This window comes from Chromatiales bacterium 21-64-14, assembly GCA_002255365.1.
Taxonomy (GTDB): Bacteria; Pseudomonadota; Gammaproteobacteria; order 21-64-14; family 21-64-14; genus 21-64-14.
In genome coordinates this window covers 86,715-106,418 of sequence record NCBI01000001.1, presented here as the reverse complement: position 1 = coordinate 106,418, position 19,704 = coordinate 86,715, and the positions used below count along the sequence as shown (strand labels likewise).

At 62.3% G+C, this 19,704-nt stretch carries 15 protein-coding genes and 2 tRNA genes; 13 read left to right on the top strand and 4 right to left on the bottom strand.

The window, feature by feature from the left end; translation table 11 throughout:
* Nucleotides 1-26: 26 nt before the first annotated feature.
* The 5 genes from B7Z66_00475 to B7Z66_00455 all read left to right on the top strand — a co-directional run bounded on the left by B7Z66_00475 (nucleotide 27) and on the right by B7Z66_00455 (nucleotide 4,004).
* Nucleotides 27-299 (top strand): DNA-binding protein HU, encoded by a 273-nt coding sequence (locus B7Z66_00475; protein OYV78077.1) that lies wholly within the window; start codon nucleotides 27-29, stop codon nucleotides 297-299.
* An 8-nt stretch (nucleotides 300-307) separates the two neighbouring features.
* Nucleotides 308-383: transfer RNA gene (locus tag B7Z66_00470), tRNA-Val, on the top strand.
* 11 nt (nucleotides 384-394) lie between these two features.
* A tRNA-Asp gene (locus B7Z66_00465) sits at nucleotides 395-471 on the top strand.
* 220 nt (nucleotides 472-691) lie between these two features.
* Complete coding sequence (locus B7Z66_00460) at nucleotides 692-2,608, top strand: hypothetical protein (protein ID OYV78076.1); 1,917 nt, start codon at nucleotides 692-694, stop codon at nucleotides 2,606-2,608.
* Between the two features lie 97 nt (nucleotides 2,609-2,705).
* Nucleotides 2,706-4,004: a dicarboxylate/amino acid:cation symporter gene (locus B7Z66_00455; GenBank protein OYV78370.1), complete on the top strand. Its 1,299-nt coding sequence runs from the start codon at nucleotides 2,706-2,708 to the stop codon at nucleotides 4,002-4,004.
* 21 nt (nucleotides 4,005-4,025) lie between these two features.
* Here the strand turns inward: B7Z66_00455 and B7Z66_00450 are convergent, their stop codons facing one another.
* Nucleotides 4,026-4,820, bottom strand: coding sequence for an enoyl-[acyl-carrier-protein] reductase (locus B7Z66_00450; protein OYV78075.1), 795 nt, complete (start codon nucleotides 4,818-4,820; stop codon nucleotides 4,026-4,028).
* Nucleotides 4,821-5,126: 306 nt separating this feature from the next.
* On the opposite strand from B7Z66_00450, the gene B7Z66_00445 reads away from it, so the two are divergent.
* From B7Z66_00445 to B7Z66_00425, 5 genes are all read left to right on the top strand, one after another.
* Nucleotides 5,127-7,280, top strand: coding sequence for a peptide ABC transporter substrate-binding protein (locus B7Z66_00445; protein ID OYV78074.1), 2,154 nt, complete (start codon nucleotides 5,127-5,129; stop codon nucleotides 7,278-7,280).
* A gap of 54 nt (nucleotides 7,281-7,334) precedes the next feature.
* Nucleotides 7,335-8,312: a peptide ABC transporter permease gene (locus tag B7Z66_00440; protein ID OYV78073.1), complete on the top strand. Its 978-nt coding sequence runs from the start codon at nucleotides 7,335-7,337 to the stop codon at nucleotides 8,310-8,312.
* 49 nt (nucleotides 8,313-8,361) lie between these two features.
* Nucleotides 8,362-9,771: a peptide ABC transporter permease gene (locus tag B7Z66_00435; GenBank protein ID OYV78072.1), complete on the top strand. Its 1,410-nt coding sequence runs from the start codon at nucleotides 8,362-8,364 to the stop codon at nucleotides 9,769-9,771.
* A gap of 61 nt (nucleotides 9,772-9,832) precedes the next feature.
* Nucleotides 9,833-11,854 carry an ABC transporter ATP-binding protein gene (locus B7Z66_00430; protein OYV78369.1) on the top strand — a complete coding sequence of 674 codons (2,022 nt, stop codon included), beginning with the start codon at nucleotides 9,833-9,835 and terminating at the stop codon, nucleotides 11,852-11,854.
* Between the two features lie 492 nt (nucleotides 11,855-12,346).
* A complete protein-coding gene (locus tag B7Z66_00425; GenBank protein OYV78368.1) occupies nucleotides 12,347-13,531 on the top strand; it encodes an alanine--glyoxylate aminotransferase in 1,185 nt (394 codons plus the stop codon).
* Nucleotides 13,532-13,547: 16 nt separating this feature from the next.
* Here the strand turns inward: B7Z66_00425 and B7Z66_00420 are convergent, their stop codons facing one another.
* On the bottom strand, nucleotides 13,548-15,188 hold the full coding sequence (locus B7Z66_00420; protein ID OYV78071.1) for a hypothetical protein: 1,641 nt from the start codon (nucleotides 15,186-15,188) through the stop codon (nucleotides 13,548-13,550).
* A 446-nt stretch (nucleotides 15,189-15,634) separates the two neighbouring features.
* Here B7Z66_00420 and B7Z66_00415 point away from each other — a divergent pair, with 446 nt between their 5' ends.
* The 3 genes from B7Z66_00415 (at nucleotide 15,635) to B7Z66_00405 (ending at nucleotide 17,655) form a co-directional block, all read left to right on the top strand.
* Complete coding sequence (locus B7Z66_00415) at nucleotides 15,635-16,414, top strand: hypothetical protein (GenBank protein ID OYV78070.1); 780 nt, start codon at nucleotides 15,635-15,637, stop codon at nucleotides 16,412-16,414.
* A complete protein-coding gene (locus B7Z66_00410) occupies nucleotides 16,407-16,859 on the top strand; it encodes a ribonuclease HI (GenBank protein OYV78069.1) in 453 nt (150 codons plus the stop codon). Before B7Z66_00415 ends, B7Z66_00410 begins: the two co-directional genes overlap by 8 nt.
* A 70-nt stretch (nucleotides 16,860-16,929) precedes the next feature.
* Complete coding sequence (locus tag B7Z66_00405) at nucleotides 16,930-17,655, top strand: DNA polymerase III subunit epsilon (protein OYV78068.1); 726 nt, start codon at nucleotides 16,930-16,932, stop codon at nucleotides 17,653-17,655.
* A gap of 31 nt (nucleotides 17,656-17,686) precedes the next feature.
* Here B7Z66_00405 and B7Z66_00400 read toward each other — a convergent pair whose 3' ends face one another.
* Together B7Z66_00400 and B7Z66_00395 are read right to left on the bottom strand one after the other, a co-directional pair.
* Nucleotides 17,687-19,039, bottom strand: coding sequence for a hypothetical protein (locus B7Z66_00400; protein ID OYV78067.1), 1,353 nt, complete (start codon nucleotides 19,037-19,039; stop codon nucleotides 17,687-17,689).
* Nucleotides 19,040-19,041: 2 nt separating this feature from the next.
* Complete coding sequence (locus B7Z66_00395; GenBank protein ID OYV78066.1) at nucleotides 19,042-19,545, bottom strand: hypothetical protein; 504 nt, start codon at nucleotides 19,543-19,545, stop codon at nucleotides 19,042-19,044.
* Between the last annotated feature and the right edge of the window lie 159 nt (nucleotides 19,546-19,704).

Sequence of the window (19,704 nt, the reverse complement as noted above, 5' to 3'; positions counted from 1 at the left end):
CCCGATACCTGGAGGAGAATAATTACATGAATAAGGCAGATCTGATTGAGGTGGTTGCTAAATCGGCTGACCTTCCGAAGACTTCCGCTGCGCGCGCAGTGGGGGCACTTTTGGGTGCTGTGACCAAGGCACTCAAGAAAGGGGATTCCGTAACGCTGGTCGGTTTTGGGAGTTTCCAGTTGCGCAAACGCAAGGCACGTAATGGCCGTAACCCGCAGACTGGAGAGGCGATCAAGATCAAGGCCGCGAAGATCCCGAGTTTCAAGGCTGGCAAGGCCTTAAAGGATGCCGTAAACTAAGGGATTACGGGTGCTTAGCTCAGCTGGGAGAGCGTCGCCCTTACAAGGCGAAGGGCGGGGGTTCGAACCCCTCAGCACCCACCAGGTCGTATGTCGGAGTGGTAGTTCAGCTGGTTAGAATACCGGCCTGTCACGCCGGGGGTCGCGGGTTCGAGTCCCGTCCACTCCGCCAACCCGCAAAAGAAAAGGGCGCCTTTGGGCGCCCTTTTCTTTTGCGGCAGATCACCAAGGGGGTATCGCCCCTCCCAAGGCTGCGCCGCTCGGCGTCGTCTGGAGGTGCGGGAGGTGGGTAACCCCGGCAGAGCCGGAAACTTGGCTTTTCATGGCCACGGCCCTGGGTTAACGTAAACAGTCGATCCCTGTAATCTCGATTCCATACGGAGCCAGACGGTATGTTGCAGACCATTCGTGATCGCGCCACGGGCTGGATCGCCTGGATCGTGGTGATCCTGATATCGGTCCCCTTCGCACTGTGGGGTATCAACCAGTATTTCAGTGGTCATGTCGAAGCGGACGTGGCGAAGGTCAACGGCACCGAGATCACCCTGCGGGCGTTCCAGGAACGCTATCAGCAGGAGCGCAACCGTCTGGAGGAACAACTCGGTCCCCGCTATACGGAATTGGTGAATGAATCCCGTTTGCGGAAGCGGGTCCTGCAGCAGATGGTGAATGAGGAGGTACTTGCGCAGTCGGCCGATGCCGCTGGATTTCGCATCAGCAACAGCCTGCTGGCCGCAGAGATCCACGGCATTCCGGCATTCCAGGAAAAGGGACAGTTTTCCGACCAGCGCTATGCGCAGGTGTTGAGCGCGCAGGGGATGACCCCGTTGCGTTTCGAGCCGATGTTCCGCCGGGAACTGCTTATCGGGCAGTTGCAGGATGGAGTGATTCGCACTGGGCTGGCGACTCCCTGGGAGGTGGATCAATTTATCCGATTGCGCGACCAGACCCGCGATTTCTTTTACCTATCCATACCGATTTCGCGTTACGAGCGCGATGCGAAGGTTTCTGAGGGTCAGATACAACAGTACTACGATGCCCACAAGGATAAGTTCATGAGACCCGAGGAGGTCAGTATCGACTATCTGGATCTCGATGTGAGCAAGCTCGCCAGCAGCATTCCGGTTAGTGACGAGGACTTGCGCGCCCTTTATAAGCAGCAAGCGGGGAATTTCGTCACGCCGGAGCAGCGTCGTGTGCGTCACATCCTGATCCGGGTTCCGAAAGATGCCGACCAGCAGACGGTGGCTGCGGCGCGCAGCCGTGCCGAGGCGCTGTTGAAGCGCCTGCACGATGGCGCTTCGTTCGCGAAGCTCGCGAAGGAGTATTCCCAGGATCCCGGGAGCGCCGCGCAGGGGGGCGATCTCGGTTTCTTTGCCAAGGGCACGATGACACCCGCCTTCGACAAGGCGGTGTTCGCTATCCAGAAGAAGGGTGAGATCGTGGGGCCCATCCGGACGGCGTTTGGTTTCCATATTATCCAGTTGGAAGACGTCAAACCGTCCCGAGAGATGTCCTTCGACGAGGTGAAGACGCAACTCGCAGCCGATTACCGCAAACGCAAGGCCGAAGATCGCTATTATGCTTTGGCGGACCGCCTTACCAATCTGACCTACGAGCATCCAGCCACCCTGCAGATCGCGGCGCAGAAGCTCGGGCTCCAGGTGCAGCGCACCGGCTTGTTCTCCCGCCAGGGGGGTACGGGACTCGCGTCCAACACGAAAGTGGTTGCTGCTGCGTTCAGCTCCGACGTACTCAATGGGAACAACAGCGACCCCATCGAGATCAGCCCAACTCAGACGATAGTCATTCGGGTGCACGATCACAAGCCCGCTGCGCTGAGACCTCTCGCAGAGGTGCATCAGCAGGTGGAGGACGATCTTCGGGATCAGTACGGCCGGGCGCAGGCAAAGAAGCTCGCGGAGCAACTACTCGCGGAATTGCGTGCCGGACGTGATCCGCAGCGCCTCGCGAAGGCCGATGACCTGGGATTCAAGCAGCTGAAGGCGGTTGGGCGCGGGGACACGGCTGTGGATGCCAAGATCCTACGATTGGTCTTTGGCTCTGGGAGACCACAAAAGGGCCATGCCGACTACGGAGACGTTGAGCTTGACTCGGGCGCATACGCGATCGTTGGGGTGACGCAGGTTTCCGACGGCGACCCCAGCGGGATACCGAAAGACAAACGTCTGGTAGATGAACAGGCGCTGGCACAGGTGGCCGGCACGCAGGAATTTACCGGGCTTCTTGCCGATCTGAAACAGCATGCCAAGGTCGAAATGGAAGAACAATCACTTACACAGCCATGATGGTTGCCCGTGCCCGTGCCCGTGCCCGTGCCCGGGGTGAGGGTACGGCGTCGTGGATGTGTCCGCGGATTCCGGTCGGCCGGCTTTGCGGATGCGCCTGAAACTCCATTGGCAGATTCTTGGGGCCATGGCGCTCGCCGTAGCGGTCGGAAGCTGGAGCGGGACCCAGAGAGGCGTCTTCGGTGTCCCGCTCTATCCGGCCTACGACTTCCTCGGAACCTTATTTCTCAACTCCCTGAAGATGTTGGTTGTTCCGTTGATCGTCTCCTCCATCGTGGTGGGGATCGCCGGCATTGGCTCCGGTAGCGCGCTCGGGCGGCTCGGCGGAAAAACACTCTTGTACTACGCGACCACCAGTCTCCTCGCGATACTCGTTGGTCTGGCGATGGTCAATCTGATCTCGCCCGGGCTGGTGGACGGCAACCCCGCGCAGACATCCATCGGCCTGCACGCCATCCCGGCAGAAGTGGTCCGGCAGGTGGAAGGAAAAGGGTCTGCGGATGTGGCGACGGTGTTTCTACGGCTGGTACCCGCGAATGTATTTCGTGCGGCAGCCAATGGCCAGATGCTGGGCCTGATATTTTTCAGCCTGCTGTTCGGCTACTTCATGACGAAGATCGACCATCGTCATGCGGATACGTTGCTTAGTTTCTGGCAGGGCGTGCTCGATGTCATGATGGGGATCACCAACCTCGTAATGAGGTTCGCCCCCTTGGGTGTGTTCGCTCTGGTGGCCAAGGTCGTTTCGGGAACTGATCTTAACGCGTTGGGGGATCTTCTTTCGGTGCTGCTGCGCTTCACGTTCACGGTGCTCGCGGCACTGGCCATCCATGCCTTCGTCGTTCTGCCACTGCTGCTGCGCTTGGTGGCGGGTGTCAACCCGTTGCGTCACTACCGGGCCATGGCCCCGGCGCTGTTAACGGCGTTCTCCACCGCATCCTCTTCGGCCACTTTGCCGCTCACCATGGAGTGCGTCGAGAAGAATGCCGGCGTATCGAACCGGGTAACCAGCTTCGTGCTTCCGCTCGGCGCGACCATGAATATGGACGGGACCGCCTTGTACGAGTGTGTGGCCGCGCTGTTTATCGCCCAGGCCTACGGGGTGGATTTGGGCTTTGGGGCTCAGTTTACTGTGGTTGTGACCGCACTGCTTACGTCGGTAGGCGTCGCCGGGATTCCGGCGGCTAGTCTGGTCGCGATTACCATCATACTGGCGGCGGTGGGGTTGCCGGTCGAGGGGATCGGCTTGATCCTGGCCGTCGATCGCATATTAGACATGTTCCGCACCAGTGTGAACGTATTTAGCGACTCATGCGGGGCGGTGATCATCGGACGCTTGGAGGGTGAGCGTGGCTTGCTGGCGGGTGGTTCCCCAGAGGCTCGTGGTCGGGCGTGATCGACGCCATGCGCCCCGATCTCAGTCGGTTTCCAGACCTGCACCGACGCCGATCATGTGATATCCGGCATCCACGTAGAGTACGTCGCCGGTGATTCCGGCCGCCATATCGGAGCAGAGGAACGCTGCGGCGTTACCGACGTCCTCGATGGTGACATTGCGTCTCAGCGGAGAGCTGCGCTCGGCGTAATCCAGCAGGCGCCGGAAGTCCCCGATTCCCGCCGCTGCCAGGGTCTTGATGGGGCCCGCGGACACGGCGTTGACGCGAATGCCCTCGGGGCCCAGGCAGTTGGCCATGTAGCGGACGTTGGCCTCCAGGCTCGCCTTGGCCAGCCCCATGACGTTGTAATTGGGCATGGCGCGTTGGGAGCCCAGGTAGCTCATGGTCAGCAGTGCGCCGTTGCGTCCCTGCATCATGTTGCGTCCGGCCTTCGCAAAGGCCGCGAAACTATAGGAACTGATGTCGTGTGCGATGCGGAAACCGTCCCGCGTGACACCATCGAGATAGTCCCCCTGCAGTTGTTCACGGGGGGCAAAGGCGACCGAGTGAACAATGATGTCTAGATGTTCCCAGTAGTCATCGAGCCGTTCGAAGACTGCCTCGATCTCCGCATCGCTACCCACGTCGCAGGGCAACACGATCTCAGAGCCACACTCCCCGGCCAGCTTTTCAGCGCGGCCCTGGAGTTTCTCCCCCTGATAGGTGAAAGCCAGTTCCGCGCCTTCCCGTTGCATCGCCTGCGCAATACCCCACGCGATCGACCGGTTGCTTGCGAGACCCGCGATCAGTGCACGTTTTCCAGACAGTAATCCCATTTTACGCTCCGGTGCGCGTATGCAGGTCGGCGTAGGTTAGGTGACCGGACTCGGTATTGGATGTCGAACCCATGGTGGGGTAAGGTACCGGAAATTCCCATGATGGGGAAGAGGTGACGCGATGCGCTACCCGATAGGTCCGTGGACGGCCATGGCGAACGGGCACCCCGCTGTTACAGTGCCGCTACTGGGGCTCGACGGCGTGGGTCCCGAGGTGCGGCGGTGTCTGCGCGGATTGCCCCGCAGACGGTCATGAACCCGACACTGTCCGGTACCCGCTGGCACTGGCCGATGGCAGTTCGTGGCATGGCTCTGGCCATGGTGGTCCTTGGATCAGTGTGTTTGGGGGGGTGTAGCAAGGCCCCCTGGAACGATCCGTATCCCGCGGCGGATGCACGGGCCAACGTGCTCTACAGTGCGTTCTCGGAGCGCCCGAAACACCTGGATCCGGCGCGGGCATACAACGCCAACGAATATGAGTTCATTTCGCAGATTTACGAACCACCGTTGCAATATCAATATCTGAAACGTCCTTATCAGCTTGTCCCCCTAACCGCCACACGGATGCCACGGGCGGTATATCTGGATCACGCGGGCCGGCCATTGCCCGCGGATACGCCGCCTGACCAGATTGCCTATACGGTATATGAGATCCATATCAAGCCCGGGATACTCTACCAGCCGCATCCCGCCTTCGCCCGGGACGCCAGCGGCCGGTGGGTCTACCGGCACCTGACGCCGGGCGAAGTGAGTGAGATCGACACCCTTTCGGATTTTCACGCGACCGGCACCCGGGAGCTGGTGGCGGCGGACTACGTATACGAGATCAAGCGGCTGGCGGATCCCGAACTGCATTCGCCGATCTATGGCCTGATGAGTGGATACATCGTCGGCTTGCGGCGCCTCGCGGCCGCACTCCAGAAAGCCCGGAACAGTCAGCCGAAGGGCTACCTGGATCTGAATCGCTACCCCCTGGAGGGTGCACAGGTGGTGAATCGCTACACCTATCGCATCAAGATCCGCGGCAAGTACCCCCAGTTTCTCTACTGGCTGGCGATGCCCTTCTTTGCACCGGTACCGCCGGAGGTGGTGCGGTTCTACGCGCAGCCGGGACTGGCCGAACGCAATATTTCGCTGGACTGGTATCCGGTAGGTACCGGCCCGTACATGCTGACTGAAAACAATCCCAACCGGCGTATGGTGCTCAGCCGGAACCCGAATTTTCACCATGAGACCTACCCGCGGGAAGGCGCCCCGGGGGATCGGGAACAAGGGCTGCTCGCGGATGCCGGGCGACCGCTTCCGTTTGTGAATCGCGTGGTGTTCAGTCTGGAGAAGGAGAGTATCCCATACTGGACCAAGTTTCTGCAGGGATACTATGACGTGTCCGGGATCTCCTCGGACAGTTTCGATCAGGCGGTGCAGATCGGGGGCCAGGGGCAGGTGAGCCTGACGCCGGCCATGAAGGCCAAAGGCATTGCGCTACGCACCAGCGTGGCGCCGGCGATCTACTACATGGGCTTCAATATGCTGGATCCCACCGTGGGCGGTTACTCCGAGGCGGCACGTAAGCTGCGCCAGGCAATCTCCATTGCCGTCAATTACGAGGAATACGTGGCGATATTCCGCAACGGACGCGGGATCGCCGCCCAGGGTCCGTTGCCCCCCGGCATTTTCGGTTACCGCCAGGGGCCGCAGGGGATTGATCGCTACGTCTATGATTGGAAGGACGGTCGGCCCCAGCGCAAGACCGTGGCCGATGCACGCAACCTCCTTGCTCAAGCCGGTTACCCCGGCGGCGTGGACCGCAAGACCGGTGTTCCGCTGATCCTGTACCTGGATATCGCCTCCAACTCCGGGCCGGACGAAAAGGCGCTGCTGGATTGGTATCGGAAGCAGTTCGCGAAACTTGGCATACAACTCGTGGTCCGGAGCACTTTCTACAATCGTTTCCAGGACAAGATGCAGAAGGGGACGGAGCAGATATTCCTGTGGGGTTGGACTGCCGACTATCCGGACCCGGAGAACTTCCTGTTTCTGCTCTATGGGCCTAACGGCAAGGTCGAGCACGGCGGGGAGAATGCGGCCAATTACCAAAATCCCGCATTCGACCGTTTGTTCGACCAGATGAAGAATATGGATAATGGTCCGGGACGCCAGGCCGTTATCGACCGGATGGTGCGTATCGCGGACCGCGACGCGCCGTGGGTCTGGGGTTTTCATCCCAAGGAGTTTCGCCTTTATCATGCCTGGGACCACAACGTGAAGCCGAACCTGATGGCAAACAACACATTAAAATACATACGGATCGACCCAGACTTGCGTGCCAAGCTGCGGCGTCGCTGGAACCGGCCGGTACTGTGGCCGTTGCTGGCCTTGGTGGCGCTGTTCACGCTCCCGGCACTCGCGACCTATTTGTACCGGGAACACCGCCGCCCCGGTGGCTCCGCGGCCGACTGACGAGAATGGAACAACGACTCCGTAGAGCCGATCCGAGGTAGAGAGGTTCCCGCGATGTTGGCCTATGTGATACGGCGCGTACTGTATGCAATTCCGATTCTGATCGGTGTAAACCTAATTACTTTCGTGTTGTTTTTTTCCGTGAATTCCCCGGACGATATTGCCCGTATGCAGCTCGGTGTCAAGCGCGTGACACCCGAGGCGATCCAGATATGGAAGCACGAGCGTGGCTACGATCTCCCCATGCTCTACAATTCCACCCAGTCCGGGTTGGAGAGGTTTACGGATACTATATTTTTCCAGAAATCGATTCGCCTCTTTCTGTTTCACTTCGGACGTTCGGACAGCGGACGGGATATCGGCTACGATATCCGCCAGCGCATGTGGCCAAGCTTGGCGATTGCCGTCCCGGTATTCATCGTCGGCCTGTTGACCAACATCACGTTTGCCCTGCTGATTGTGTTCTTCCGTTCCACTTACGTAGAACTGTCGGCGGTGGTTCTGACAGTGGTGTTGATGTCTATTTCGAGCCTGTTTTACATCATCGCCGGGCAGTATCTTGTCGGGAAACTAATGCACTTGGTCCCGATTTCCGGCTATGCGGGCGGTTTTAGCGCCTTCAAGTTCTTGGTGCTGCCGGTGGCGGTGGGCGTGGCATCCGGGATCGGATCAGGAACACGCTGGTACCGCACCTTGTTCCTGGAAGAATACGGAAAGGATTACGTGCGCACGGCGCGTGCCAAGGGTTTGTCCGAGATCCAGGTGCTGTTTCGCCATGTGCTCAAAAATGGCATGGTCCCGATTCTCACTGGTGCGGTAGTTATTCTGCCCCTGCTGTTCACCGGAAATCTGATTCTGGAATCCTTCTTTGGCATACCCGGACTGGGGAGCTATACCATCGACGCGATACAGAGCCAGGACTTTGCGATCGTTCGCACGATGGTGTTCTTGGGCTCGGTGCTCTACATCCTGGGGCTGTTGCTGACCGATATCTCCTATACCCTGGTAGATCCGCGGATCCGGCTGACATGAAGCGGATCGGCCAAGTTGTAGGGACCAAACCGCGGGGAGCGCGCGGGTCATGGTAAAGCCGGTATTCCTGTGGACGGATCTGCTGCTCTATGTGCTGGTCGCGGCCGTAGTGGCCCTGGCTCTGTATGCACGCCAGCGCGAGCACCTGCGGGCGCCGTGGCGCCGGGTCCTGCAGGATCGGCTAGGGGTGGCGGCGCTGGTGATTTTGAGCGCCTACCTCGCGGTGGGGATGCTGGACTCGGTGCACTTCCGCCTTGCGGTGGAGCCCGCATCATCGGGGTCCGCCGGTCGCTACTCCGGTCAGGTACTGAGTCTGCTTGACGTGATGCTCACGGACCTGCGCACCCACGACGAGCGTACCTATTCTGCGCCACTGGCGACGCACCTGTTCAGCCGGGAGACCGTGGAGCGTCCGGATGGGCGCGAGGTCCGGATCTACCCGCGGTTGCGTTACGGCGGGGCACAACTTGCGGATCCGGCCCGCGATAAGTGGCCGGACATCGAGTGGACCGCGCTACGTGGTGCGGCAGCCGCGGCCTTGTGGTGGATGGGTGTGACCGGCCTGCTCGTGGTGGTCATGGCGTTCCGCAGGGGTCGCGCTTTCATTTCCATGCTGAAGGCAGTGCTGGGCGGTGATACAGAATTGCCTTGGAACGTGGCACTCTACACCCTCGGCATACTGATGCTCTTCGCTTCCGTTACCGGTCATCTGGCGGTGCACTATCACGTGTTTGGTACCGACAAGGTCGGCGAGGACGTGCTTTATCAGACCATCAAGAGCATTCGGACCGGGTTGATGATCGGCACATTGACCACCCTGGTGATGTTGCCCTTCGCGCTTGTGCTGGGGATTGCAGCAGGCTATTTTCGCGGTTGGGTTGATGACGTGATTCAGTATCTCTATACGACCCTCAATTCGATACCCGGCGTACTGTTGATTGCGGCCGCGATTCTTATGCTGGAGGTCTACATGGCGAATCATCCAACCATGTTTGAGACAGTGATCGCGCGCGCCGATCTGCGCCTGCTGTTCCTGTGCATTATCCTGGGAGTTACGAGCTGGACGGGACTGTGCCGGCTGCTGCGCGGCGAGGCCCTCAAACTGCGTGAGCTGGACTACGTGCAGGCGGCGCAGGCATTTGGCGTGAGTCATCCGCGGGTGCTGGTGCGCCACATCCTGCCCAATGTGATGCACATCGTGCTGATCTCGGTGGTCCTGGATTTCAGTGGTTTGGTGCTTGCGGAGGCGGTACTGTCCTATGTCGGCGTCGGGGTGGATCCCAGCACTTACAGTTGGGGCAATATGATCAACCGCGCACGGCTGGAGCTGGCGCGGGAGCCGGTTGTGTGGTGGTCCTTGTTGGCGGCTTTCCTGTTCATGTTTGTTCTGGTACTGTCGGCAAACTTGTTCGCCGACGCGGTGCGCGACGCCTTTGACCCCCGGCTGCGTAAAGGTTGATGGTTCCCGTTAGTGCATCAGCGTGATGACCGGTGCGTGGCGTTGGGAGTTGGATACCGAGATGACGGAAGTCCTGCTGAGTATCGAGGGCCTGGAGACCCGGATCGGCGACGGTGCAACGGCCGTACGTGCGGTGGATGGGCTGAATCTCGCGATCCGTCGTGGCGAAACCTTCGCGCTGCTCGGCGAATCCGGTTGCGGCAAGTCCATGACCGCGCTGTCGATCCTGCGGTTGGTGCCGCAGCCCGCGGGGCGGATTGTCGCCGGGCGCGTGATGCTCAGGGACCGGAATCTGCTGGAGTTGTCGGAAGCGGAAATGCGCCGCGTACGTGGCGGACAGATCGGTATGATTTTTCAGGAGCCGATGACGTCGCTTAATCCGGTGCTTACCGTGGGGCGGCAGATCGGCGAGGCGGTGCAGGTTCATCAGGGCTTGCGCGGTGCGATTTTACGCCGTCGCACCCTGGAATTGTTGGACGCGGTCGGGCTTCCGGATCCGCCGCGGCGTATCGGCGAATATCCGCACCAGCTATCGGGCGGTATGAAACAGCGGGTGATGATTGCGATCGCGCTGGCGGGAGAGCCGCAGCTGTTGATTGCCGACGAGCCTACCACCGCCTTGGACGTGACGATTCAGGCGCAGGTGCTGGAACTCCTGCGTGGCCTGCAGCGCGACACCGGCATGGCCTTGCTGCTGATTACTCATGATCTGGGGGTGGTGGCGCAGACGGCGGACCGGGTGGGCGTGATGTACGCGGGCCATGTGGTAGAGGAGGCCCCGCGGGCGCAGTTCTTCGCGGCTCCGCGCCATCCCTACAGTCGCAAGCTGTTCGAGTCGTTGCCCGGCATGGAGAAGCGCGAGCACGCATTGGCAGTGATTCCCGGGTCGGTGCCGTCCTTGGCCCAGATATTCCCGGGTTGCCGGTTTGCCGAGCGCTGTGGCTTCGCGTGGGACACCTGCCGTGCAACGGTCCCGGTGTGGTCGATCCTTCCGGACGGGCACGGTGTGCGCTGCCACCGTTACGATCCGCGTTTCGCGGCGGAGGGGCCCCGGGAGGGGTCGGAGCCTGCGGCGCCGGTTACCGGGGTGACGCGCGCCGCCGCGCAGCGGGACGGTGAACTGCTGCAGGTGGACGGCCTCAAGGTGTACTTCCCGATCCACACGGGGTTGTTCCAGCGTGCGAGCGGATGGGTGCATGCAGTTGACGGGGTATCTCTGGAGGTGCGTGGTGGGCGAACGCTTGCGCTGGTAGGTGAATCCGGCTGCGGCAAGACCACAGTGGCCAAGGGTATTCTGCAGCTGATCCGTCCCACTGCGGGCCATGTGCGGTTCGCGGGGGCGGAGCTGACGGAGCTGCGCGGTGCGGCGCTGCGCCGGCGGCGAGCGGACCTGCAGATCATCTTTCAGGACCCCTATTCCTCCATGAACCCGCGCATGATGGTAGGGGACATCGTGGAGGAGGGGATGACGGCCCTCGGAGTGGGAGCGGACCGCGCCGCGCGCCGCGCCCGGGTGGCGCAGTTGTTGGAGCAAGTAGGTTTGACAGCTGCGGCGCGGGAACGCTATCCGCACGAGTTTTCCGGGGGGCAGCGCCAGCGCATCTGTATCGCACGTGCCCTGGCGGTCAGTCCGAAACTCATCGTCTGCGACGAGCCCACCAGCGCGTTGGATGTGTCGGTCCAGGCCCAGATCCTGAACCTACTCAATCGTCTGCAGGCCGAACTCGGCCTGTCCTTTCTGTTCATTACCCATAATCTCGCGGTGGTGTCCTATCTCGCCCATGAGGTGGCGGTGATGTACCTGGGCCGGATCGTGGAACGAGGCACCGTGGAGGAGGTCCTGCGCGGTCCCCTGCATCCTTACACCCAGGCCTTGCTGTCGGCGGTACCGGTCATCGAACCGGAGTCCCGCCGGGAGGTGATCCGACTGGAGGGGGATCCGCCGTCGCCGGTGCATCCGCCCCTGGGTTGCCACTTCCACGCACGCTGTCCCCAGACAATGCCGATATGCCGCGAGCGCTATCCCGAAGAGACCCGAGTCAGCGCCACGCACCGTGTTCTTTGCCACCTGCATGGGCCCTAGCCTGAATGGCGTTTACTTAAGCTCCGCTGTTGGAGCCGGACTAGCCGGTGGGGTGCGCCGCGGAAACCACGGAACGTTCGCAAGAGTTACGTCTTTGCCCGCGGGTTCCGACGTTTTCGTTCAATCCGGCGGCGGTTCGTTTCCCGCGACCAAAACGGCGTCTTCTATCCCTCGAGCATCTAAGTCCGAACAGCGCCTCGGGGACCGATCCGAGTCTTCATGTCGGTATTGCGGAGGCGCTTGCCCGGGTGGGATGCACTCCGCGCGCGCATTGTTAAGGAGTGTCGGCTATGCCCCCGGCACTCTGCGGCTGGTGCGCCACGTCGGCGGGCTGATGGCCCGGAGGTGTGCACCGGCAAAAGGTTCGAGCCTAGCGCGTCCCGGTACCCATTGTGTTCCGGCCCGTCTACCGATTCCGGTATACTCTCGCCCTACAGGTGGATGTAAACCGTTCGTTTTATAATGGAAAATCCTGCTGCGGAGATCCCAGTCATGACCGTGTCGTCTTTTCATCCTCCCCAACGGACCCTGATGGGTCCCGGCCCCTCGGATGTGCCTCCGCGTATCCTGGAGGCCATGGCGCGTCCCACGATCGGGCATCTGGACCCGGCATTCGTGGAGATGATGGACGAGGTCAAGGAGCTACTGCGCTATGCGTTCCAGACCCGCAACGCCCTGACGATGCCGGTCTCTGCACCCGGGTCCGCGGGTATGGAGACCTGCTTCGTGAACCTAGTGGAGCCCGGCGACGAGGTGGTGGTGTGCCGCAACGGGGTATTCGGCGGACGCATGAAGGAGAACGTGGAACGGGCGGGGGGTGTGCCGGTGCTGGTGGATGATCCTTGGGCAAGTCCGGTGGACCCGGACAAGCTCGAAGATGCCCTGAAGACCCACCCCAAGGCCCGCGTGGTGGCCTTTGTCCATGCGGAGACTTCCACGGGAGCCCAGTCCGATGCCAAGACCCTGGTGGACATCGCCCACCGTCATGATTGCCTGGCGATCGTGGATGCGGTGACCTCTCTCGGGGGTACGCCGGTACGGGTGGACGAATGGGGTGTGGATGCCATCTATTCGGGGACCCAGAAGTGCCTGTCCTGTACCCCGGGACTGTCCCCCATCAGCTTCAGTGAGCGGGCCATGGAGGTGGTGAAACACCGCAAGACCCGGGCCCAGAGTTGGTTCCTGGATCTGGGCCTGGTGTTGGGCTACTGGGGTGCGGGGGCGCGGCGCACCTATCACCATACCGCCCCCGTCAACGCCCTGTACGGGCTCCACGAGGCCCTGGTGCTGCTCCAGGAAGAAGGGCTTGAGGCGGCATGGGCACGCCACGCCCGCAACCACCAGGCCCTGCGGGCCGGTCTGGAGGCCATGGGGATGCGCTTCGTGGTGCGGGAGGACGCCCGCCTCCCCCAGTTGAACGCCGTCACTATCCCCCCGGGGGTGGACGACGGGCTGGTACGTCAACGCCTGTTGCGGGATTACAGTCTGGAAATCGGGGCTGGGCTGGGGGATCTCGCGGGGAAGGTCTGGCGTATCGGTCTGATGGGCCACAGCAGCCGGCCGCGTAACGTCTTGCTACTGCTGGGTGCCCTGGATGGGGTGCTGGGAGACTTGGGGGCGCCCATCCAGCGGGGCGTTGCGGTGGATGCCGCCCTCGGCAGCTACCGCGCGGGCTAGCCCGCGCGGCCCGGGTTTAGATACTGTCCGCCTGCCGCATCACGTTTACATGCAGGGTGAGGCGTTGGCCGGGGTGCAGGATCCCGCGGGCGGACAGCTCGTTCCAGTGGCAGAGCTGCGCCACACTCACCTTGAAGCGCTGGGAGATCCGTGCCAGGGAGTCCCCGCGACGCACGGTGTAACGGATGGTCTGCACCACGCCCAAGCGGGCGGGTGGGCCGGCGGGGGCCCGATAGGCCACCGTGGTGGTGAGGCCGCGTTTCCAGATGACCAGCTTGCGGCCGGGTTTCAGGACATCCCCCGGTGCGATCCCGTTCCAGCGGGCCAGGGTGTGGACCGGGACCCCGAAGCTACGGGCGATATTCCACAGGGTGTCCCCGGGGCGCACGGTGTGCACCATCTTCTCGCCGACCCGTGGCGTGTGCAAGAGCGCGAGCCGGCGCTGGTCCGCACTCAAACGGTAGTGGGCCAGGGATTCCTGGGCCACCGGGATGACGAGGTGACTACCGGCCCGGATCTCGATTCCCCGCAGATGATTGACTTGCTGCAGCAGGGCCACGGTAGTGTGGTAGTGGCGCGCGATCTGCGAGAGGGTTTCTCCGGGACGGATCTGATGGCGCGTCCAACTGACGTGTTCGTCTTCGGGAAGCACGGCGAGTTTTCTCAGAAACGTCACCGCGTCCGCTTTTGGGAGCAGCAGGCGATGGGGACCATGCGGATCCGTGGCCCAGCGGTTGAAGCCCGGGTTCAGTTTGTACACCTGATCCAGGGGTAGGCCTGATAGCTCCGCCACGCGCGCCAAGTCGATTTGGGAGCGGATCTGGACCACCGCAAAATACGGCTTATCGGGGACCGTGGGCAACGTAAGGTCATACCGCTTCGGGTTGGCGACCAACTCGCCCAGTGCCAGCAATTTGGGCACGTAGGCCTGGGTTTCACTGGGCAGATCCAGGTGCCAGAAATCCGTCGGGCGGCCGAGACGCTGGTTGCGTTGTATAGCGGCCTGTACGGTGCCCGCTCCGGAGTTGTAGGCCGCCAAGGCGAGCAGCCAGTCGCCGTTGAACTGATCCTTGAGTTGTTCCAGATAGTCCAGGGCCGCACGCGTGGACGCGTAGATATCCCGGCGCCCGTCGTACCACCAGTTTTGCTTCAGGCCGAAACGACGCCCGGTGGAGGGAATGAACTGCCAGAGTCCGGCGGCGCGGCCGTGCGAGTAGGCGAAGGGCTGGAATGCGCTCTCCACCACCGGCAGCAGCGCGATCTCGCTGGGCATATGGCGTACTTCAACCTGCTGCTGGATGAAATACAGAAACGGCTCGCTGCGTATGAAGGCGCGGTCAAGGTACTTAGGATGGCGTGCGTACCAGTCCCGTTCCGCGATGACACGGGCGTTGTCCGGATGCGGCAAGCCGAAGCCTGCCCGGAGCCGACTCCATAGGTTGGGTGGTTCCGCGTTGGCTTGGTCCATCTGGTCCGCGGGAGCGGTTTGGGTGGGTACCGCGACGGTTGCCTGTGGCGCCGCGGCCGTGGCGGACGCTGGCGCGATGGCGTTCGTGCCTTCCCCGATGGGCGGGCGCAATCCACTGCAGCCGCTCACCCCCAACAGGGCCAGCAACCCGACGAATAACGTACATTCCTTGAGGCGGGCGCAGGTCATCATCACATCCCTCTTGGCGGCCGCTAGTTCCCTGAACTTTATAGGCATCTGTTTGATAGGCCCGGAAGGGGGCGGGGGTTCCGGCCGGGGCCCGTGGGAGAGCGTAGCGGGTCAGGGGGGGGGATTTCTGTGCCCTCAGTCACATCCATTAAAGAGGCATTGGGCTGCGGGCGCGGCCTACGGATGGCGCGGATAATGCGAGTGATCGGATTGGGCGCCTGGTGCGGCGTGGTGTTCTTGGTTGTTCTTTTGCCCGCGCTCAGTCCACTCCCGTGGCTACTGCGGACGTAAACCGGGATAAGTCTGTCCATGGAGGCGCATCGTGCCAGGGTTTTCGACGTGAATCAACTTTACTGGGGGCCCATGAACCCGGGTAGGGTTCTGTGGGACAATAGGCCATCGGGAGCGGTCACCGGCCCCCAGTAGTGATGCGCAGGGGTACACACATGGAGTGGTTCGGCTTTCGGGCTGCCGCGCCACCGGCGCGGCAGCGGCTTCGGGACTGGTACGGCGGGCCCCTGGGCGCGATGCTCTGGGAGACGGAGTGCCGCCAACTGGAGGCGCTGTTACCTACCCTGTTCGGGTACCATGCCCTCCAGTTGGGGTCTCTGGGGCCGGATCGGGACCAAGGGCTGCTGCGTGCCTGCCGCATTTCGCACCGGGTCGTGCTGGACCCCGAAGGCGGCGGGAACGGGTGTCTCCGGGCCAGCGCTGGTGCCTTGCCCATTGCGTCCGACAGCGTGGATGTGGTCGTTCTGCCTCACACCCTGGAGTTCGTGGCCGACCCCCACCAAGTGCTTCGTGAGGTCAGTCGGGTGCTGGTGGCCGAAGGTCATGTGGTAATCCTGGGCTTCAATCCCTGGGGCCCCTGGGGGTGGTGGCGCCTTGTCCGTGCCCGGACCCGGGCCATGCCCTGGTGCGGGCGGTTCTTTAGCCAGACCCGGATTCGGGACTGGTTGGCGCTGTTGGGTCTCGACCCGGTGGTGGCGCGCGGCTATTTTTTTCGCCCACCCCTCGAGTATGCGGGCCTGATGCGCCGCATGGGTTTCCTGGAACGGGCCGGTGGTTGCGGGTGGTTCTCGGTCGCGGCCGGTGCGTACGTCGTGATGGCCCGCAAACGGGTGATCGCCCTGACCCCGGTACGCCCGCGTTGGCAGGCGCGCCGCCGCCTGGTTGCCACGAGTCTAGCCGAACCCTCCGCACGGGTGGCCAAGCACGGTGGATGAGGTGGAGATCTACACCGACGGGGCGTGCCGCGGCAATCCCGGTCCCGGCGGCTGGGGCGCACTGCTGCGGTTCCGCGGTACCGAGAAGAGCCTCCATGGCGGGGAGGCGCAGACCACTAACAACCGTATGGAGCTGATGGCGGCGATCCAGGCACTGGAGGCACTGAAGCGGCCGTGCCAGGTACGGGTTACCACCGATTCCGAGTATGTCCGCAAGGGTGTGACCGAGTGGCTGCCCCAGTGGAAGCGCCGCGACTGGAAGACCGCCGGGCGCAAGCCAGTCAAGAACGCCGATCTATGGCGCAGGCTGGATGCTGCCGCTGCCGCCCACCAGGTGAGCTGGTGCTGGGTAAAGGGGCACAGCGGGCATCCGGAGAACGAGCGCGCCGACGCCCTGGCGAACCGCGGGATTGACGAACTAGGCTACCGCGCGGCAGGCGAATAACGCCCTCCGACCCGGTGGCCACGTATCCGTCGACGATCCCGGAACTCACCGATCTCAAGGAACCGCGACCATGCGCCAGATCATCCTGGATACCGAGACTACCGGCCTGGAGCCGGAACACGGGCACCGTATCATCGAGATCGGGTGTGTCGAGTTGGTAGGCCGCCGGCCTACGGGGCACGACTATCACCAGTATCTACAGCCGGATCGAGACATCGACGAGGCCGCCTTGGAAGTCCATGGCATCACCCGGGAGTCCTTGGCCGACAAGCCGCGTTTCGGAGATATCGCACAGGACCTGCTGGACTATCTGCGCGGCGCCGAGCTGATCATTCACAACGCGCCGTTCGATGTCGGCTTCCTCAACGCAGAGTTCGGACTTCTTGGGAAGCAATGGGGCCGGATCGAAGACCACTGCGCGGTGCTGGACACCCTGGCAATGGCCCGCCAGCTGCATCCCGGCCAGCGCAATACGTTGGACGCGCTGTGTAAACGCTATGGCGTGGACAGTTCCCAGCGCACCCTGCATGGCGCCTTGCTGGATGCGGAGATCCTGGTTGACGTCTATCTCGCGATGACCGGTGGCCAGGTCTACCTCTCTCTGGGTGACGAGCCGCAGGGAGCGCAGCACGCCGAGTCTCCCGCGATCCGGCCAGTGGACGGCGCTCGTCGCCCCCTGCCGGTGGTCTTTGCCGACCCCGAGGAGCGTGCCGCCCATGAGCGCTATCTGGAGTTACTGGACGCGGCCGCGGGCGCTCCCTGCTTATGGCGGTCCCTGGACCCGCCAGAGCGATGAGCGTACGCGCGACCAGCGCGCCGGGGCGGCCTTACATCAGGTAACGTGCGTAGACATAGGCGCTGGCGATGGCGACGCTCAGCAGCATCAACGGGAAGGCCTGCAGCAGGAACGGAATAAATCGAATCGGGTAGCCGGCGCGTTCCGAAAATCCGGCCACGATCAGATTCGCGCTGGCGCCGATGATCGACCCATTGCCCCCAAGGCAGGCGCCCAGCGCCAGCGACCACCACAGGGGCAGCAATTGATGTGTCCCCCCGAAACTTGGCGCCATGCTCTTGATGAGAGGGATCATCGTGGCTACGAACGGAATGTTGTCGACGATGGAAGACGCGACGGCGGATACCCACATTACCGTCATGGCGGTCACCGCCATGCTGCCGCCGGTAAGGGCCAGCACTTCATGCGCCATGATCGTCAGTACGCCCGCCCGGTCTATGCCGTGCACCACGATGAACAGTCCGACGAAGAAGAAAATGGTGACCCATTCCACTTCACTGAAGGCGTGATGCACGTTTCGGGACTGGTCTTCTGATTTTCGTGTCCAGTTGTCCAGCAGCAGGAGCAACGCCGCGCCGAACATGGCGACGGTCGCGGGCTCGACATGCAGGATATGCGCGAGAACAAAGCCCAGGATCACCAGCGACAACACCGCCAAAGACTGCTTTAGGAGCCGGGGGTCGGTGATCGCTTCGCGCTCATCGAACTTCAGGACGCGTTGGCGCGCCTCCTCGGTGGCGCGCAATTTCCGGCCGTAGAACAGGTAGATCGGCACCAGGGTCGCAGCCATGATGATTAACACGACCGGCGTTAGATTCAACAGGAAATCGACGAAGCTCAGGTGCGCGGCGGATCCAATCATGATATTCGGCGGGTCACCGATCAGTGTCGCGGTGCCTCCTATGTTCGAGAACAGGATCTCGCTGAACAGGAACGGGTAGGGGTGTACCCCCAGTTCCTCGGTGATGAGTAGTGTTACGGGGGCAATCAGGAGCACCGTCGTGACATTGTCCAGGAACGATGAAAACAAGGCGGTGACCATCGACAGCATCAGCAATATGCCCCAGGGGCGCGCGTCGACCTTCTTGGCTGACCAGATCGCAACGTACTGAAAGACGCCACAACGCCGCGTGACCGCGACGATCACCATCATCCCGGTAAGCAGGCCCAGGGTATTGAAGTCGATCCCCCGGATTGCCGTCTGCTGGTTGAGAATGCCGGCGAAGATCATCGCGCCGGCGCCCAGCAGCGATACGATGGCACGGTTGACGCGTTCGGTGATGATCACCACATAGGTGGCAACAAACAGGATGCTGGATACCCACAGAGGGTCCCAACCGAAGATCACCTTGGGGAGCCACGTCCCTGCGGCCTCACCATGCATGATCAGTCCTTGTACGCCAGCTTTTGGACTACATCCGAGTAGGAAACGATTCCCAGCAGGCGTCCGGATTCCTCGTCGACCACCGGCAGGTTGTCATGGGTGTGATAGAGGATAAGCAAGGTTTCCATCAGCGGCGTGGCCGGGTGTACGACGGTGACCGTATCGTCCGACTGTCCGCCCACCGCAAGTTCCCCTACCTCCTGTATGCGCTGTTGTATGGAGTCCCCGACCGCGCGCGTGTTGATCTCCTGCAAGCGTGCGCGCAGGTCGTCGATGGCGTCGTGCACATAGGTGAGGTTGGTGAGGCCGCCGCGCACGGTGGCGGCCTTGGGCAGGAGTAGTTGGAGCAGACGGGTGATGCTGAAGATGCCGACGAAGTGTCCGTCGTCCCCGACCACCGGCAGTGCCTGGAGGCGATGGCGCAGCAGCAGGTCCGTGGCGTGGCCCACGGTGTCGGTGGCGTTCAGGGTGACCGGCTGCCGGTTCATGATGAATTCAGCGTTCATTGCGGTTCCCCTGCGCAGTGCGGCGGCTCCGACCGGGGAATTCTTGCACGGATGTGCCTATGGGTCCACTGCGCGCGCGTATCCGGCAGCAACGGTTTGCCCGTCCGGCAGATGTCCTGGATAATGCTGCTCCGGTCGCGAGCCTGGTCCGGGCCCGCT

Excerpts from the sequence above, each read along its gene's own strand:
- B7Z66_00475 (OYV78077.1), top strand. The coding sequence starts at position 27 with ATGAATAAGGCAGATCTGATTGAGGTGGTTGCTAAATCGGCTGACCTT.
- B7Z66_00460 (OYV78076.1), top strand. The coding sequence starts at position 692 with ATGTTGCAGACCATTCGTGATCGCGCCACGGGCTGGATCGCCTGGATC.
- B7Z66_00450 (OYV78075.1), bottom strand. The coding sequence starts at position 4,820 with ATGGGATTACTGTCTGGAAAACGTGCACTGATCGCGGGTCTCGCAAGC.
- B7Z66_00445 (OYV78074.1), top strand. The coding sequence starts at position 5,127 with ATGGCTCTGGCCATGGTGGTCCTTGGATCAGTGTGTTTGGGGGGGTGT.
- B7Z66_00440 (OYV78073.1), top strand. The coding sequence starts at position 7,335 with ATGTTGGCCTATGTGATACGGCGCGTACTGTATGCAATTCCGATTCTG.
- B7Z66_00435 (OYV78072.1), top strand. The coding sequence starts at position 8,362 with ATGGTAAAGCCGGTATTCCTGTGGACGGATCTGCTGCTCTATGTGCTG.
- B7Z66_00430 (OYV78369.1), top strand. The coding sequence starts at position 9,833 with ATGACGGAAGTCCTGCTGAGTATCGAGGGCCTGGAGACCCGGATCGGC.
- B7Z66_00425 (OYV78368.1), top strand. The coding sequence starts at position 12,347 with ATGACCGTGTCGTCTTTTCATCCTCCCCAACGGACCCTGATGGGTCCC.
- B7Z66_00420 (OYV78071.1), bottom strand. The coding sequence starts at position 15,188 with ATGACCTGCGCCCGCCTCAAGGAATGTACGTTATTCGTCGGGTTGCTG.
- B7Z66_00415 (OYV78070.1), top strand. The coding sequence starts at position 15,635 with ATGGAGTGGTTCGGCTTTCGGGCTGCCGCGCCACCGGCGCGGCAGCGG.
- B7Z66_00405 (OYV78068.1), top strand. The coding sequence starts at position 16,930 with ATGCGCCAGATCATCCTGGATACCGAGACTACCGGCCTGGAGCCGGAA.
- B7Z66_00400 (OYV78067.1), bottom strand. The coding sequence starts at position 19,039 with ATGCATGGTGAGGCCGCAGGGACGTGGCTCCCCAAGGTGATCTTCGGT.
- B7Z66_00395 (OYV78066.1), bottom strand. The coding sequence starts at position 19,545 with ATGAACGCTGAATTCATCATGAACCGGCAGCCGGTCACCCTGAACGCC.